The 15,105-nt window shown below is 73.6% G+C and carries 11 protein-coding genes; 9 read left to right on the top strand and 2 right to left on the bottom strand.

All coding sequences use genetic code 11. The features are described from left to right. Window positions 1–170: 170 nt before the first annotated feature. The 3 genes from AB0910_RS01185 to AB0910_RS01175 all read left to right on the top strand — a co-directional run bounded on the left by AB0910_RS01185 (window position 171) and on the right by AB0910_RS01175 (window position 3,881). The gene (locus tag AB0910_RS01185) at window positions 171–1,853 is read left to right on the top strand and encodes a SpoIIE family protein phosphatase (RefSeq protein WP_366742379.1); all 1,683 of its coding nucleotides are present in this window, start codon (window positions 171–173) and stop codon (window positions 1,851–1,853) included. A gap of 89 nt (window positions 1,854–1,942) precedes the next feature. Then, the gene (gene zwf, locus AB0910_RS01180) at window positions 1,943–3,382 is read left to right on the top strand and encodes a glucose-6-phosphate dehydrogenase (RefSeq protein WP_366742378.1); all 1,440 of its coding nucleotides are present in this window, start codon (window positions 1,943–1,945) and stop codon (window positions 3,380–3,382) included. Window positions 3,383–3,503: 121 nt separating this feature from the next. Then, a complete protein-coding gene (locus AB0910_RS01175) occupies window positions 3,504–3,881 on the top strand; it encodes an ATP-binding protein (protein ID WP_366742377.1) in 378 nt (125 codons plus the stop codon). A gap of 34 nt (window positions 3,882–3,915) precedes the next feature. Here AB0910_RS01175 and AB0910_RS01170 read toward each other — a convergent pair whose 3' ends face one another. Further along, entirely contained in the window at window positions 3,916–4,809 is an 894-nt protein-coding gene (locus tag AB0910_RS01170) for a helix-turn-helix transcriptional regulator (protein ID WP_366742376.1), read from the bottom strand. A 337-nt stretch (window positions 4,810–5,146) separates the two neighbouring features. Between AB0910_RS01170 and AB0910_RS01165 the strand changes: the two genes are divergently transcribed. From AB0910_RS01165 to AB0910_RS01140, 6 genes are all read left to right on the top strand, one after another. After that, window positions 5,147–6,196, top strand: a complete 1,050-nt coding sequence (locus AB0910_RS01165; RefSeq protein ID WP_366742375.1) for an NAD(P)-dependent alcohol dehydrogenase — start codon at window positions 5,147–5,149, stop codon at window positions 6,194–6,196. A gap of 294 nt (window positions 6,197–6,490) precedes the next feature. Further along, window positions 6,491–7,762, top strand: coding sequence for an ABC transporter substrate-binding protein (locus tag AB0910_RS01160; RefSeq protein ID WP_366742374.1), 1,272 nt, complete (start codon window positions 6,491–6,493; stop codon window positions 7,760–7,762). Between the two features lie 64 nt (window positions 7,763–7,826). Beyond that, complete coding sequence (locus tag AB0910_RS01155) at window positions 7,827–8,759, top strand: sugar ABC transporter permease (protein ID WP_366742373.1); 933 nt, start codon at window positions 7,827–7,829, stop codon at window positions 8,757–8,759. 16 nt (window positions 8,760–8,775) lie between these two features. Then, window positions 8,776–9,603, top strand: a complete 828-nt coding sequence (locus AB0910_RS01150) for a carbohydrate ABC transporter permease (protein WP_366742372.1) — start codon at window positions 8,776–8,778, stop codon at window positions 9,601–9,603. Next, window positions 9,600–10,676 (top strand): LacI family DNA-binding transcriptional regulator, encoded by a 1,077-nt coding sequence (locus AB0910_RS01145; protein ID WP_366742371.1) that lies wholly within the window; start codon window positions 9,600–9,602, stop codon window positions 10,674–10,676. The genes AB0910_RS01150 and AB0910_RS01145 overlap by 4 nt, the downstream gene beginning before the upstream one ends. A 97-nt stretch (window positions 10,677–10,773) precedes the next feature. Further along, entirely contained in the window at window positions 10,774–12,708 is a 1,935-nt protein-coding gene (locus AB0910_RS01140) for a cellulase family glycosylhydrolase (RefSeq protein WP_366742370.1), read from the top strand. A gap of 45 nt (window positions 12,709–12,753) precedes the next feature. Here AB0910_RS01140 and AB0910_RS01135 read toward each other — a convergent pair whose 3' ends face one another. Continuing rightward, window positions 12,754–14,970, bottom strand: a complete 2,217-nt coding sequence (locus tag AB0910_RS01135; protein ID WP_366742369.1) for an MMPL family transporter — start codon at window positions 14,968–14,970, stop codon at window positions 12,754–12,756. Between the last annotated feature and the right edge of the window lie 135 nt (window positions 14,971–15,105).

Raw genomic sequence — 15,105 nt, 5'->3', positions numbered from 1 at the left:
CGCGGGGTGACGCGCCGCGCACGGGACGGCACCGGTCGCGCGCGCCCGTGTACGGCGGTGGCGCGAGGGGCCACGCCCCGTCACGCCACGCGCCGGAGAGCCCCGGCGAGACGGGCGTAAAGTGGTGAAAGCGTCAAAACGGGATATCTCGTGGTGGTGTGGAGGCGCCCATGCACGACCTGCGGTCCCACCGGTCCCGTCGGCTCGTGCCGTCCAGCGAGCTGGAGGCGGAGCTGCGCGCGGAGCTGCCGGGGGCGATGGCGCGCGGCGGGATGGGGGCGTTCCTGTGGGACGTCCGCTCCGGCGGCGTCTTCATGCACCCGGGGGCGCTCGCGCTGTTCGGCCTGACGCCCGAGGAGTTCGACGGGGACGTGCTGACGCTCGCCAGGCGGGTGGTGCCCCGGGAGATGTCCGGCCTCAGGCGGGCCGTGGTCGGCCCGGGAGGCCGCAGGTCCGGGCTGAGCTTCCACTTCAGGGCGTGCTGCCCGCCGCGCCACGAGCACCGGTGGGCCCACGCCCAGGTGCAGGTCATCAGGGACGGCACGGGGGCCGCGGGAAAGGTCGTCGGGGTCCTCAGGGACGCCTCGGGGGAGCTCCAGGGCGCCATGGACCAGGCCACCGCCGACACCGTACGCCGCAGCCACAGCGATGTCGTCCAGGCGACGACCGCGGCCCTGGCCGACGCCCTGACCTTCGAGGACGTCTTCTCCTCCCTGACCGCGGACGAGACCCTGGACGCCGTGGGCGCCGCAGGCCTCGCGCTGACCACCTTCGCCGAGGACAGCAGCCACCTCCTCGTCACCAAGGGGCTGCCGCTCCACCTGTTCGGGAACTTCGAGACCACGGACATCCAGGACGCCCTGCCCGTCGCGCAGGCCGTGCGGACGCAGCAGCCCCTGTTCGTGCGGCGGCAGGACGTCGCCGCCCGGTACCCGGCCCTGTGGCCCCACATCGAGCGCACCGAGGTCACCTCCGTCGCCGTCACACCGCTGGTGGCACAGGGGCACCCGACCGGCGCCCTGACCGTGCTCTACGAGGGGCGCACCAGCTTCACCACGCTCGACCGCGACCTGCTGCTCGCCACCGGCGCCGCCGTCGCCCAGTCCCTCCAGCGCGCGCGCCTGTACGACCAGGAGCACGCCGTCGCCGTGGGGCTCCAGCGCGCCATGCTGCCCGCCCACATCCCGCAGGTCGACGGGCTTGCCACCGCCGTCCACTACCAGCCGTCGAGCAACAGCCAGGAGGTGGGTGGCGACTGGTACGACGTGGTGCCACTGCCCGACGGCGGCATCGGCCTCGTCGTCGGGGACGTGGAGGGCCACGACATCGACGCCTCGGCCGTCATGGGGCAGCTGCGCACCGCACTGCGCGCCTACGCCTCCGAGGGGCACCCGCCGTCCGCCGTGCTGGCCCGCGCCTCCTCCTACCTCGCGGAACTCGACACCGAACGCCTCGCCACCTGCGTGTACGTCACGGTCGCCGTGGCCACCGGGGAGATCCTCACGGCCCGGGCGGGCCACCCCCCGCCGTTCGTGCGGTACGCGGACGGGCACGTCGCGCAGCTCGAAGCCGACGGGGGCCTGCCCCTCGGCGTGCAGGGCCCCGCGGGGAGCGTGCCGTTCCCGACCACCCGCCACCGCCTCAGGCCGCGCGAGACGCTGCTGCTGTGCACCGACGGCCTGCTGGAGTCGCGCGGGCGGAGCATCGACACCGGGATCCGCCGGGTGCGTGACGCCCTGCGCGCGGGGCCCGCAGACCCCGCGGCGCTCGCCCGCCACATCGTCGGGGCGGTCGCCGACAGCCGCGCGCAGGAGGACGACGTGGCCCTGCTGCTCGCGACGCTGACCCCCTAGGCCCTGTCCGTCCCGGCGTGCCCGGTTTGCCGCCGCGGCCCGTGAGCACCCGCCGGGTACAGCGCCCCCAGGGAGAGTGAGCGAAGCCCATGTCCACTGCCGACGCGTCCCTGCACGCCCCCGACGAGCCCTGCGTCCTCGTGGTCTTCGGAGCCACCGGCGACCTCGCGCGCCGCAAACTCTTCCCCGGCCTGTACCGGCTCCACCGGCACGGCCTGCTGCCAGGACGCTTCGCGGTCGTCGGCTCGGGCCGGCACGCGCCCGGCTCGGACGACGACTTCCGCGCCCTGGTGGGGGACGCCCTGCGCGAGCACGCGGGGGACGCCTTCGACGACGCCGCCTACCGGGACTTCGCCGCGCGGCTGGCCTTCCGCGCCTCGTCGGCAAAGGACGGCGACGACCTCGCCGCCGCCGTGCGGGAGCGGCAGAAGGAGCTGGGGGAGGGGACGAGGACCCTGGTCTACCTGTCCGTGCCGCCCGCCGCGATGCGCCCCATGATCGGCATGCTGGGCCGCACGGGCATCGCCGGGGGAGCCTCGGTCGTCCTGGAGAAGCCGTTCGGCGAGGACGAGGAGAGCGCCCGCGCCCTCAACGCGGCCGTGCACGAGGTCTTCGCCGAGGACCGCGTCTTCCGGATCGACCACTTCCTCGGCAAGGAGGCCGTGCAGAACATCCTCGCCATGCGCTTCGCCGGCGGCCTGCTCGAACCGCTCTGGAACCGCGACCACATCGCGTACGTGCAGATCGACGTCCCCGAGGGGATCGGGATCGAGGGGCGCGCCTCCTTCATGGAGTCCACCGGCACCTTCCGCGACATGATCTCCACCCACCTGTGCCAGCTCCTCGGCTTCACCGCCCTCGAACCGCCTGCCGCGCTCGACGCGAGCGACCTGCGGGCGGAGAAGTACAAGCTGTACCGCGCCATGCGTCCCCTCGACCCGGCAGAGACCGTCTTCGGGCAGTACGAGGGCTACCGCGACGAGGAGGGCGTCGACCCGGGCTCCCGCGTCGAGACCTTCGTCGCCCTGCGCCTGTGGGTCGACAACTGGCGCTGGCGGGGCGTGCCCTTCCTGCTGCGGACCGGGAAGTGCCTCGGCGCGACACGGCGGGTGGTGACGGTCGGCTTCCACCGGCCGCCCAGGGCGGCCCTGTTCGCCGCAGGGCACGGCGCCGACCTCCCCGACGAGCTGGTCTTCGAGCTGACGGACGAGCCGGCGGTGCGCCTCGAAGTGCGGGCGAAGGTGCCGGGCACCCGGATGCGCGTGGGCCGGGCCGCCATGGAGGCCGGCTTCGACGAGGTGTTCGCACGGGCCCGGCCTCTGGAGGCGTACGAGCGGCTGCTGCTCGACGCGCTCCACGGCGACCAGACCCTGTTCACCGGAGCCGCCGAGATCGAACGGCTCTGGCAGGTCTGCGCCCCCGTCCTGCGGGATCCGCCGCGCCCGCTGCCGTACGCCAGGGGCTCCTGGGGTCCACGGGAGGCGCTCGCGCTCCCCGGCGCGCGCGGCTGGCGCGTACCCGAGGCGTGAGCGCGGTCCGGCCCGGGTCCCGCGCGGCCCGGTGCCGCCGTCCCGGTGATCCGTCCACGACGCCTGGAGTGCCGCCCGCAGGCGTGGGCACACGGCCTGTGAGCCGAGCCCGGGAGGTCAGATGCTGACACTGCGGTCCGACGAGGCGTCCCTGGCGGACGCGCGCGATCTCGTGGGCGTCTATCTGGAGGACCACTGCCACGGAGTGGACGGGCAGTCGGTGCGCCTCGTCGTCAGCGAACTCATCACCAACGCCGTCAGGCACGCGGGAGGTGCGTGGACCCTGGAGGTGGAGAAGCAGCCGGGGCTGCTCACCGTCGGGGTCAGGGACGAGGACGGCACACCGCCCGACGCCCGGCCCCTGGCACTCGACGGGCAGGGCGGCCTCGGCCTGCACATCGTCGAGCGCCTCGCGGGCCGGGTGCGGGTCACACCGGCGTCGCACGGCAAGACCGTCAGCGTGTGGTGGCCCGTCCTGCCGGCGCAGCGCGGCGGCTGACGCGGCGGGCGGCCCCCCGCGCCGCCGTGCGGCGTCAGCCGGCGACCACGCCGGGGCGGGACGCGTCGGCGCCCCAACTCGCCAGCAGCCGGAGCGACTCGGCGGAGGGCGAGCCCGGCTCCGCGTGGTAGAGGAGCAGGGTCTGGCCGGGGTCGTCCGGCAGTTTCACCGACTCGTACGAGAGCTCCAACTCGCCCACCAGCGGGTGGTCGAGGCGCTTCGTGCCGTAGCTGTTCTCCGGCACCTCGTGCGCCGCCCACAGCCGCCGGAAGTCCTCGCTCTTGACGGACAACTCCCCGACGAGCGCCGACAGTTCGGGGTCGTCCGGGCAGTAGCCCGCATACATGCGCAGCGAACTCGCCGTCTCCGCGGCCTTCGCCTCCCAGTCCGCGAACAGGGTGCGCATGGCGGGGTCGAGGAAGACGAGCCGCGCGTAGTTGCGGTGCTTGTCGGGGACGGCGGTGAAGTCGTGGAAGACGGCGGCCGCGAGCCGGTTCCAGGCGAGGATGTCCGTCCTGTTGCCCAGCACGTAGGCCGGCACGAGCTCCATCGACTCCAGCAGGGCGCCGAGCGCGGGGCGCGGGTGCTGCGGCGGCACCTGGACCTTCTTCCTGCCGTGCCGCTTCGGCTTCGCCACGTGCATCAGGTGCTGCGTCTCGGCGGGCGAAAGGCGCAGGGCGCGGGCGATCGCCTCCAGGACGCCGGCCGAGACGTTCTGGGCGTTGCCCTGTTCGAGCCGTGTGTAGTACGCCACCGACACGCCGGCGAGCTGCGCCAGCTCCTCGCGGCGCAGCCCCGGCACCCTGCGGTGCCTGCCGATGTCGGGCAGGCCCACGTCGCCGGGCTTGAGGCGGGCGCGCCGGGTGCGCAGGAACTCGGTGAGCTCGGCCTTCGGGTCGACGGCGCGGCGTTCGGACTGCTCGGTCATACGTCCCAGTATGGGCGCGGCCGCACCGGAGGCGTATGCCTGGAAACCGGCCATGGCCGACGGCCGCCCCTCCGTCCGGCCTCTCGCCGTCCGGACACAGTGTCAGTCCGCGCGCCGGTGTGCCCCAGCGCGCCCGAGTGCCACCCGGCGCGGCGCGCGGAGGTGCCACACGGCGCCGCGCCGACCTCCGTATTCCCGTAAGGGTGCCGGGAGCGTGAGCCTGCTGGTGGTACGCACGGCGAACGTACGCAAAACAGTGGTCTGGGCGGCCACCGCGTCAGCCTGCAGGGTGGGAGAGGTCAACAACACTCCCGCTGCTCTCTGGAGAAAACCAGGAATGACCACTCTCTCTGTCGTGCCCGCCTACGCCGTCCCCGCGCCGAAGGCGCCGCTGGAGCGCACCACCATCGCCCGGCGCCAGGTCGGCGCACACGACATCCTGATCGACATCAAGTTCGCCGGCATCTGCCACTCCGACATCCACCAGGCCAACGAGGGCTGGGGCGAGGCCATCTTCCCGATGGTCCCCGGCCACGAGATCGCCGGTGTGGTGACCGAGACCGGATCCGCCGTGACGCGCTACGCGGTGGGCGACCGGGTCGGCGTCGGGTGCTTCGTGGACTCCTGCCGTGCGTGCGAGTACTGCGAGCAGGGCCTTGAGCAGTACTGCCTGAAGGGCACCGTCGCCACCTACAACGGCCGCGAGAAGAACGGCGAACCGACGTACGGCGGCTACTCCACCCACCTCGTCGTCGACGAGGGCTACGCCGTCCGCATCCCCGGCGCGCTCTCCCTCGACGTGGCGGCGCCGCTGCTGTGCGCGGGCATCACCACGTACTCCCCGCTGCGGCACTGGAACGCGGGGCCCGGCAAGAAGGTCGCCGTGATCGGCCTCGGCGGCCTCGGCCACATGGCCGTCAAGCTCGCCCACGCCATGGGCGCCGAGGTGACGGTCCTCAGCCAGACGCTGCGCAAGAAGGACGACGGGCTGCGGCTCGGCGCCGACCACTACTACGCGACCGGCGACGAGTCGGTCTTCACCGAGCTGCGCGGCCGCTTCGACCTGGTCGTCTCGACGGTCTCGGCGCCGCTCCCGATCGACGCGTACCTGCGGCTGCTCAAGGTCGACGGCGCGTTCGTCAACGTCGGCGCCCCCGAGGAGCCGAACTCCGTCAACATGTTCTCCCTGATCGCGGGCCGCAAGACGCTCGCGGGCTCCTCCATCGGCGGCATCCGTGAGACCCAGGAGATGCTGGACTTCTGCGCCGAGCACGGCATCGGCGCCGAGATCGAGCTGATCCGCGCCGACCAGATCAACGAGGCGTACCAGCGCGTCGTCGCCAGCGACGTGCGCTACCGGTTCGTGATCGACACCGCCACCATCTGAGCCCGGGGCCCCGGCTCCGCCGCACCACCACCCCGAACGGGGGCCGGAACCGCTCCGGCCCCCGTTCGCGCCGCAGGGGGCGGGCCAGGGAGGGCAGAGCGGCGGGGGCGGCCCCGCGCAGGGGGTTGACCGGCCGTGAAGCGCGGCCGTACAGTGCAGCCACCTCGCTGATATATCGATTAACCAGCCGGGTCGCCCCACTGCTCCGTCCGCTCGTACCCCCTTCTCTTTCTCCCTCTCTTCCCAGGCTGGAGGCGTTCCGCCGTGCCCCGACCGACGCCTGCGCGCCCACCGATGACCCGGCGGCGCCTCCTCACGGCGGGCTCGGGCCTCGCCGCCGCGGTGCCGCTCGCCGGCTGCGGCGCCGCGCTCGCCGGCGACGGCGCAGGACCCGACACGCTGGTCGTGCACACCCAGCTCGGGACGACGGCCGCGGGCTCCGCGACCTATCTGTCCGCCGTCGCCGACTTCCACCGGGAGCACCCCGGGCTCACCGTACGGAACCTCGTCAACGGCGACGACCTCGCGCAGGTCTACGAGACCTCGCGGCTGGCCCGCAAGGAAGCCGACGTCGTCATGGTCAACCTCTACGACAAGACGCTGGCCTGGACGGACGTCGGCGCGACCGTCGACGTCACGCCCTACCTCGACGACTGGGGCCTGCGCGGGCGGATCCTGCCCGAGGCCCTGCGCGAGTGGACCGACCCGAAGGGGCGCCTGCGCGCCTTCCCCTACTTCGCCACCAACTGGCCCGTCGCGTACAACACCCGCCTCCTGGAGCGCGCGGGCGTCCGCGCGATCCCCACCACGGAGAGTGAACTCATCAGCGCCGCGCGGGCGTTGCGGGCCAAGGGCAGCATGCTCGTGACCGTGGGCGGCGAGGACTGGACCGGCCAGAAGCTGCTGGCGCAGACCATCCAGACCTTCCTGCGGGCCGACGAGGCCGTACACGCCTACAGCACGGGCGACTTCGGCAGCCGGGGCGCACGCGAGGGCATCGAGTACTTCGTCCACCTGCGCGACGCCGGGGTGTTCGCGGACAAGGCCCAGGGCCTCACATCCGACTCGATGTTCACGCAGTACAACACCGGCCGCGCGGCCGTGGAGTCGGCCATGTCCTCCGCGCTCGCCCAGGTCCCCGCGGACATCGCGAAGCACACCGCGGTCGGCGGCTTCCCCCTCGCGCCCGGCGCCGTCCACGGCCGCCCCACCGCCCTGCGCACCTACACCCTGATCGCCTTCTGGATCAGCCCCAACGGCACGAAGAAGATCGACGCGGTGGAGAAGTTCCTGCGCTTCATGTACCGGCCCGACACCGTCGCCCGGTTCATCACCGAGGCCGGGCGCGACATGGCGGTGCGGTCCGAAGCGCTCGCCACCCGCTTCCCGCTGGTCGCCGCCGCGGCGCGGCTCGGCGACCGGGTCAGCGACGTCGTGCTGCCCGACGTCCATGTCCCGCCCACCGCCAACCAGCCGCTGATCACCGCGACCAGCACCGCCTTCACCCCGGGCACCAGCGCAGCCCGGGTCAGGGCCGCGCTGGAGTCCGCGTACCGCCAGGGCTGACCGGCCCTCGCGCGCCGACCCGCCGTATCCGCAGGCCCCGACACGCCCCCAGGGGAGCCCACTCATGACGATGCCGTCCTCGGCCCCGGCCGCCGCCCGTCCCGCGCGCCGCCCCTCGCCCCCGGGGCCGCGCGGCGTGCGCCGCCAGGGCGGCGCGGTGCTCGCCGTGCCCGCCCTCGTCTGGTACGCCGTCTTCATGCTCGGCCCGATGGCCGCGATGTTCGTCATCGCGGCCCTGCGCTGGCCCGGGATGCTCCAGCCGGTGTCCTTCGCCGGCCTCTCCAACGTCCGCACGGTCCTGGGCGATCCGGTCTTCTGGGACGCGGTGCGCAACACCGCGGTGCAACTCGCCGTCGCCCTGCCCGTGATGCTCGTGTGCGCGTACATGCTGGGCTACTACGTCGTCCAGCGCCCGCCGGGCCACCGGGTCCTGCGCTACCTGCTGTTCATCCCCGGGCTGATCTCCACCTCCGCCAAGGCGATGGTCTTCTACGCCGTCCTCTCGCCCGACGGCCTGCTCAACGGCGCGCTCGGCGCGGCCGGTCTCGGGTCCCTGGAGGACGCCTGGCTCGCCTCCCCCTCCACGGCGCTCGCCTGCGTGATCCTGCTCGACGTGTGGAGCGGCATCGGCTTCACCGCCGTGCTGTTCGCGGCCAGGCTCGGCAGCGTGCCCGGGGAGATCGGCGAGGCGGCCCAGCTCGACGGCGCCGGCCACTGGCGCACCATGTGGCGCATCCACTTCCCCGTCATACGCGACTACGCCGGGGTGGTGACGATGCTCCAGTTCCTGTGGACCCTCTTCGACTCCGCGCAGAACGTGCTGCTGCTCACCCAGGGCGGGCCGGGCTCCTCCTCCACGACGCTCTCCTTCCTCGTCTACCAGAAGGCGTTCATCGCGGCCGACCTCGGCTACAGCCAGACCGTCGGCGTCGTCCTCTTCCTCGTCGGACTCGCCGGGCTGCTCACCATCCGCCGCGTCTTCCGCCCGGCCCACTGACGTCAAGGAGGCACCCGTGAAGCTCCGCAAGTCCTGGCTGCCCGCGCACGTCCTCGCCTGGCTGTACGCGCTGCTGCTGCTCGTACCGCTCTACTACCTGCTGGTGTCGGCGTTCAAGACGAACGACCAGATCTTCGCCGCGCCGTTCTCGCTGCCCACCTCCCTGTCGCCGCACAACTTCGGCCGGGCCTTCACCAGCGCGGGCCTCGGCGCCGCGATCCTCTCCTCGGTCCTGGTGACGGCCGTCGCGCTGCTGGTCACGGTGGTGCTCGCGGTGCCCGCCGCCTTCGCCGTCGCCCGCTCGGACGGCCCCTTCGGCGCCGCGGCAGAACGGATCTTCTCGCTCGGCTTCCTGGTGCCGACGTTCGCCGCGCTGTTCCCGACGTTCCTGCTCGCCGCGGCCACCGGCCTCTTCCACACCCGGCTGTTCATGATGCTGTTCCTGCCCGCGACGGCCCTGCCGCTCGCGGTGGTGATCCTCGTGCAGTTCATGCGGACGATCCCCAGGGAGATGGAGGAGGCGGCCCGCCTCGACGGCGCCACCACCTTCGCGCTGCTGCGCCACGTCTACACACCGCTGTGCCTGCCGGGCATCGCGACCGTGGTGCTGCTGAACTTCCTGTCCTTCTGGAACGAGTACCTCTACTCGCTCGTCATCATCGGCCCCGATCCGCACCAGCGCACCGTGCAGGTGGCGCTGCCCACGCTGCGCGCGCTGACCGGCACCGACTACGGCGTCCTGACCGCCGGCACGGTCCTCACGCTGATCCCGGTCTGGATCGTCTATACGGTTCTCCAGAGGCGCATGCAGCAGGCACTGGTCAGCGGGGCGGTGAAGATGTGAGCGGCAGTCAGGCACCGGGGGGTGCAAGCGGCGGCCGGGCCCCCGGGGGCGGCACCCGGCCCACCATCAAGGCGGTCGCCGCGGCCGCCGGGGTGTCCACGGCGGCCGTCTCCCAGGCCGTCAACGGCACCGGACGGCTCTCCGAGGCCACCCGCGACCGGGTGCTCGCCGCCGCGGCCTCGCTCGGCTGGTCGCCCCACGCGTCCGCGACCGCGCTGCGCAGCGCCCGCACCCGCACCTTCGCGCTCGTCGTGCGCAGGCCCACCGACGTGCTCGGCGCCGACCCGCACTTCGGCGAGCTCATCACCGGCCTCGAAGGCGAACTCGCGCCGCGCGGCTACGGCCTGCTGCTGCACCTGGTCGCGGGCCCCGAGCAGGAACGCGCCCTGTACGAGCGGCTCGCGGCCGAGGGCCGGGTGGACGGCGCCGTCCTCACCGACGCACGCGCCGACGACCCCAGGCCCGCGCTGCTGCGGAGGCTCGGCCTGCCCGCCGTGCTGCTCGGCGCGCCCGACAGCGGACCGCCCGTGCCGAGCGTCGGACTGCCGCGGCAGGGCGCGGGCGTCAGGGAGGCCGTCGAGCACCTGCTGCTGCTCGGCCACCGCCGCATCGCGTACGTCACAGGGCCGGCCGAACTCCTCCACACCCGGCTGCGGCTCGCCGCCTTCCGCGACGCCCTCGCCACCGCGCGCACCGAGCCCGCCGACGTGCTGGAAACGGACTTCTCCGAAGCGGCGGCGCTCGCCGCGACGGAGCGTCTGCTCGCCGCCGCCGCGCGGCCCACCGCCGTCGTCTACGCCAACGACTCGATGGCCGTGTGCGGCATCGGCGCGATGCTGCGCGCCGGGCTGCGCGTCCCCGAGGACCTCTCCGTCGTCGGCTACGACAACCTGCCGCTCGGCCGCTGGATGCACCCCCGCCTCACCACCGTCGACCAGCGGGTGCAGCAGGTCGGCGCCGCCGCGGCGCGGGCACTGCTCGCGCGGTGCGGGGAGGACGCAGAACCGGCCCCGCCGACCGGGCCGCCCCGGCTGGTGGTACGCGAGTCCACCTGCCGGGCGCCTGGACCCTGACCGCACCGAGCACCACCGGCCCCCGGGGCCGCACCGGCACACCGCCCGCGCCGCGCCCGGGCCGGGGCACACCGCACGCACCGAGGAAAGAACCCGTATGCGACGCCACACCGCCCACCTCACCCACGACGCCGCCGTGCTGCCCTGGCTCGGCGCCAACTTCTGGTCCCGCACCGGCGGGCCGCTGATGTGGCGGGACTACGACCCCGAGGTGGTGCGCCAGGAGCTCGCCGTACTCGGCGACCACGGCCTCACCATGACCAGGTCGTTCTTCTACTGGCCCGACTTCCACCCCGAACCCCACCGGATCGACGAGGAGTTGTGCGACCGCTTCCGGGACTTCCTGGACGCGCACACCGAACGCGGCATGGCCACCGTACCCACCTTCATCGTCGGCCACATGTCGGGCGAGAACTGGGACCCGGCCTGGCGGGGCGGCCGCGACCTCTACGAGGACGTGTGGATGGTGGGCCGCCAGGCGTGGTTCGTCCACCAGATGACCCGCAGGTTCAAGGACCACCCGGCTGTGACCGGCTGGCTTATCACCAACGAGATGCCCGGGTACGGACGCGTCTACCAGGTCGACCCGCCGTCGAGCGACGTCGTCACCGCCTGGGCGCAGGCCATGTGCCACGCGGTGCGCGCGGCCGGCGGGACCCAGCCCGTCTCGCTGGGCGACGGCGCCTGGGGCATCGAGGTCACCGGCAGGGACAACGGCTTCTCGCTGCGCGACACCGCGGAGTACGTCGACTTCGTCGGCCCGCACGTCTACCGCTCCGACACCGACCGGGTGCGCCAGCACTACCGGGCCGCCTTCGAGTGCGAACTCGCCTCCGTCACCGGACAGCCCGTGGTCCTGGAGGAGTTCGGGGTGTCCACCGACACCGTCTCGGCCGACGCCGCGGCCGTCTACTACCGGCAGACGTTGCACAACTCGCTGCTCGGCGGCGCCACCGGCTGGATCGCCTGGAACAACACCGACTACGACGCCCTGTGGGACCGCTCCCCGTACGACCACCACCCCTTCGAGATGCACTTCGGCATCACCGACGCCGACGGGCGCCCCAAGCCGCCGCTGCGCGAACTCGCCGATTTCGCCGAGGTGCTGGAGGCGACCGACTACGTGCGCTGCCACCGGACGGACGCGGACGCCGCCCTGGTGGTCCCCGCCTTCCTCGAACGCGGCTACCCCTACAGCCGCCCAGCCGACCGGCCGCTGATCTTCTCCTCGCTGCACCAGGCGTACGTGGCGGCGCGCGCCGCCGACCTGCCGGTCGCGCTCACCCGCGAGGCGGACGGCCTGCCGGGCGAGGCGGCGCTCTATCTGCTGCCCGCCACCCGGCAGTTCACCACCAGGACCCGCAGGGAGCTGGAGCGCAGGGCGCGCACGGGCGCCACCGTCTACCTGTCGTTCTGCTCGGGCGAGCACCCCGGCACCCGCGGCCCCTGGTTCGACGGCCTCGACGGCCTGTTCGGGGTGGAGCACCAGCTCACCTACGGGGTCGCGGAGCCCGTCGACGACCGGGAGCTCGCGCTCACCTTCACCGCGGACTTCGGCGGCATCGCGGCGGGGGAGACCCTGCGCTTCCCGGTCGCGGGCAACGAGGACAGCCGCGCGTACCTCCCGGTGCAGCCGCGCGGCGCGCGGGTCCTCGCCACCGACGCGCACGGCAGGCCCGCCCTGCTCGAACACGCCGTGGGCCGGGGCCGTACGGTCCTCGCGACCTACCCGGTCGAGCACATGGCGGCCCGCACCGCGCGGGTCAACCCGGACGCGACCCACCGCCTGTACGCGGCCCTCGCCGAGGTCGCGGGCGCCGCACGGCCGGTCACCGTCGACTCGCCGTTCGTCGGGGCCGACACCGTGCGGCACGAGGACGGGCGGCGCTTCGTGTGGCTGGTGAGCCAGAGCGGCGCCGACGAGACGGTGCGCCCCCGCGCCGGGGCCGCCCTGCGGGAGCTGGGCGGCGGCGCGCCGGTCGACGAGGTCACCCTGCCGCCGTACGGCGTGCGCGTCCTGCGGCTCGGCTGACCGAGCCGGGGGCGCGGCCCCGTCCGCCGCGCCCCCGGCCGCCCGTCACCGCCCGCGCGAGACCTCGCGCGCCCGGTCGTCGTCCGCCGCGCCGTCCGCCGCCAGGGGCGGCAGGCCCCGGCCCTCGATGTCCACCGTGGGCAGGATCCGGGCCAGCCACCCCGGCAGCCACCAGGCGGCCCGCCCGACCAGCGCGAGCACGGCCGGCACCAGGGTCATGCGCACCACGAAGGCGTCCACCAGCACACCGAAGGCCAGGGCGAACGCGATCGGCTTCACGATCGCGTCGTCGAGCGTCACGAATCCGGCGAACACCGCGATCATGATCAGCGCGGCTGCCGTCACCACGCGGAAGGCGCCGGGCGCCCCGCGCCTGATCGCCTCCTTCGCGTCCCCGCGGTGCGCGTACTCCTCGTGGATGCCCGCGACCACGAACACCTCGTAGTCCATGGCGAGTCCGAACAGCACGGCCATCAGGATCACCGGCAGGAAGCTGACCACGGGGCCCGTCCTCGTCACGCCGAGCGCGTCGGCGAGCCAGCCCCACTGGAAGACCGCGACCACCGCGCCGAAGGCGGCGGCCACCGAGAGCAGGAATCCGATGGTGGCCTTCAGCGGCACCACCAGCGAGCGGAACACGATCAGCAGGATGATCAGGCAGAGCCCCACGACGACCGCGGCGAACGGCACGAGCGAGGCGCTGAGCTTGCTCGACACGTCGGCGTTGACCGCGGTCGTGCCGGTCACCGCGAGCGAGACGCCCGAGCGGTCCCGCACGCCGTCCGCGTAGTCGCGCACCGTGTGCACCAGGTCCTGGGTGCCCTCGGCGTCGGGCGCCGTGGCCGGCACCAGCTGGAGCACCTGGTCGGTGCGGGACGAGGTGGGCTGCGGCGGGGTGACAGCGGCCACGCCCGGCAGCTTCTTCAGATCCGAGGCCACCTGGGTGAGTTCGGAGCGCGCGCCCCGGGCGCCGCCGTCGGCGTGCGCGGTGTCGGCGAGGATCAGCAGCGGCCCGTTGAACCCGGGGCCGAAGGCGTCCGACACCGTGTCGTACGCCTCGCGCTGGGTCGAACCCTGGGGCGCGGAGCCGTTGTCGGGCAGCGCGAGCTGCAACTCCCGTGCCGGGATGGCCAGTACGACGAGGGCGGCGACGCCGGCGAGGACCGTCACCAGCGGCCTGCGCGTGGTGGCCGTGATCCACCGGGCGCCCATGGCGGGCCGGTCGCTGCGCTCGCGGCGCGCGGCGCGCGAGGTGGGCTTCGGCACGAGCCGCCGTCCCGCGAAGCCGAGCATCGCGGGCAGCAGCGTGGTCGCGGCGAGCACCGCCACCACCACGGTCACCGCTCCGCTGAGCCCCATCACGGTCAGGAACGGGATGCCGACCACGGAGAGCCCGGCCAGCGCCACGACGACGGTGAGCCCGGCGAACACGACCGCGCTGCCCGCCGTGCCGAGCGCCCGCCCCGCCGACTCCTCCGGCTCCATGCCCCTGGCCAGCTGCGAGCGGTGCCGGGAGAGGATGAACAGCGTGTAGTCGATGCCGACCGCGAGGCCCAGCATCACCGCCAGGGTGATGGCCGTGGACGAGATCGAGAAGACATGGGTCAGCAGCATCAGGCCGGAGAGCGCAACGGCAAGCCCGCCGACGGCGGTGACCAGCGGCATCCCCGCCGCGAGCAGCGAGCCGAAGGTGATCACCAGCACCACGAGCGCCACGACGACGCCGATCACCTCGGTGGAGCCGATCTGCACGCCCCGGGTGCCGAAGACCGCGCCGCCCACACGCGTCGTGAGCCCCGCCTTCTCCGCGGGCCCCGCGGTGTCCTTGAGCGCGTCGAGGCTGCTGGTCTTCACAGCGGGCGCGGAGACCGCGTACTGCACCTGCGCGAGTGCCGTCCGCCCGTCGGGGGTGACCGTGCCGGTCTTCTGCGGCGGGATCACCGCCCCGACCTGCGGCGCGTGGGCGGCCTCCCGCAGCGTGGCCTGCATGCCCGCCGCGTACGCCCGCTCGGTGAGCCGGTGGCCCGGGGGAGCGGTGAAGACGATCTGGCCGCTCACGCCGCCCGCCGCGGGCTCCACCTCCTTGAGCCGGTCGAGCGCCTGCTGGGACTGCGAGCCGGGGATGGAGAACTGCTCGTCGAGCGCGCTGCCCGCCACCCCGAACCCGGTGACGATCGCCGCGAGCGCGGCCAGCCAGATCGAGAGCAGAAGCCGTCGGCGGCGGAAGGAGAAACGTCCGAGACGGTAGAGAAGACTCGCCATGCTGGCTCTCCGGAAGTGTTGACGGGTGCGGTGGCGTACAGGCATACAGGCGGACGCGCCCGATGTCATGTCTGACATCCGGGCCTACGCTAGCACTCGTGTCAGACCTGACATCGCCCCCCTGTCAGACCTGAC

The sequence above is a fragment of the Streptomyces sp. NPDC047002 genome (assembly GCF_040704505.1).
In the GTDB taxonomy this organism is placed as follows: Bacteria; Actinomycetota; Actinomycetes; order Streptomycetales; family Streptomycetaceae; genus Streptomyces.
This window is presented reverse-complemented; position numbering and strand designations above follow the sequence as displayed.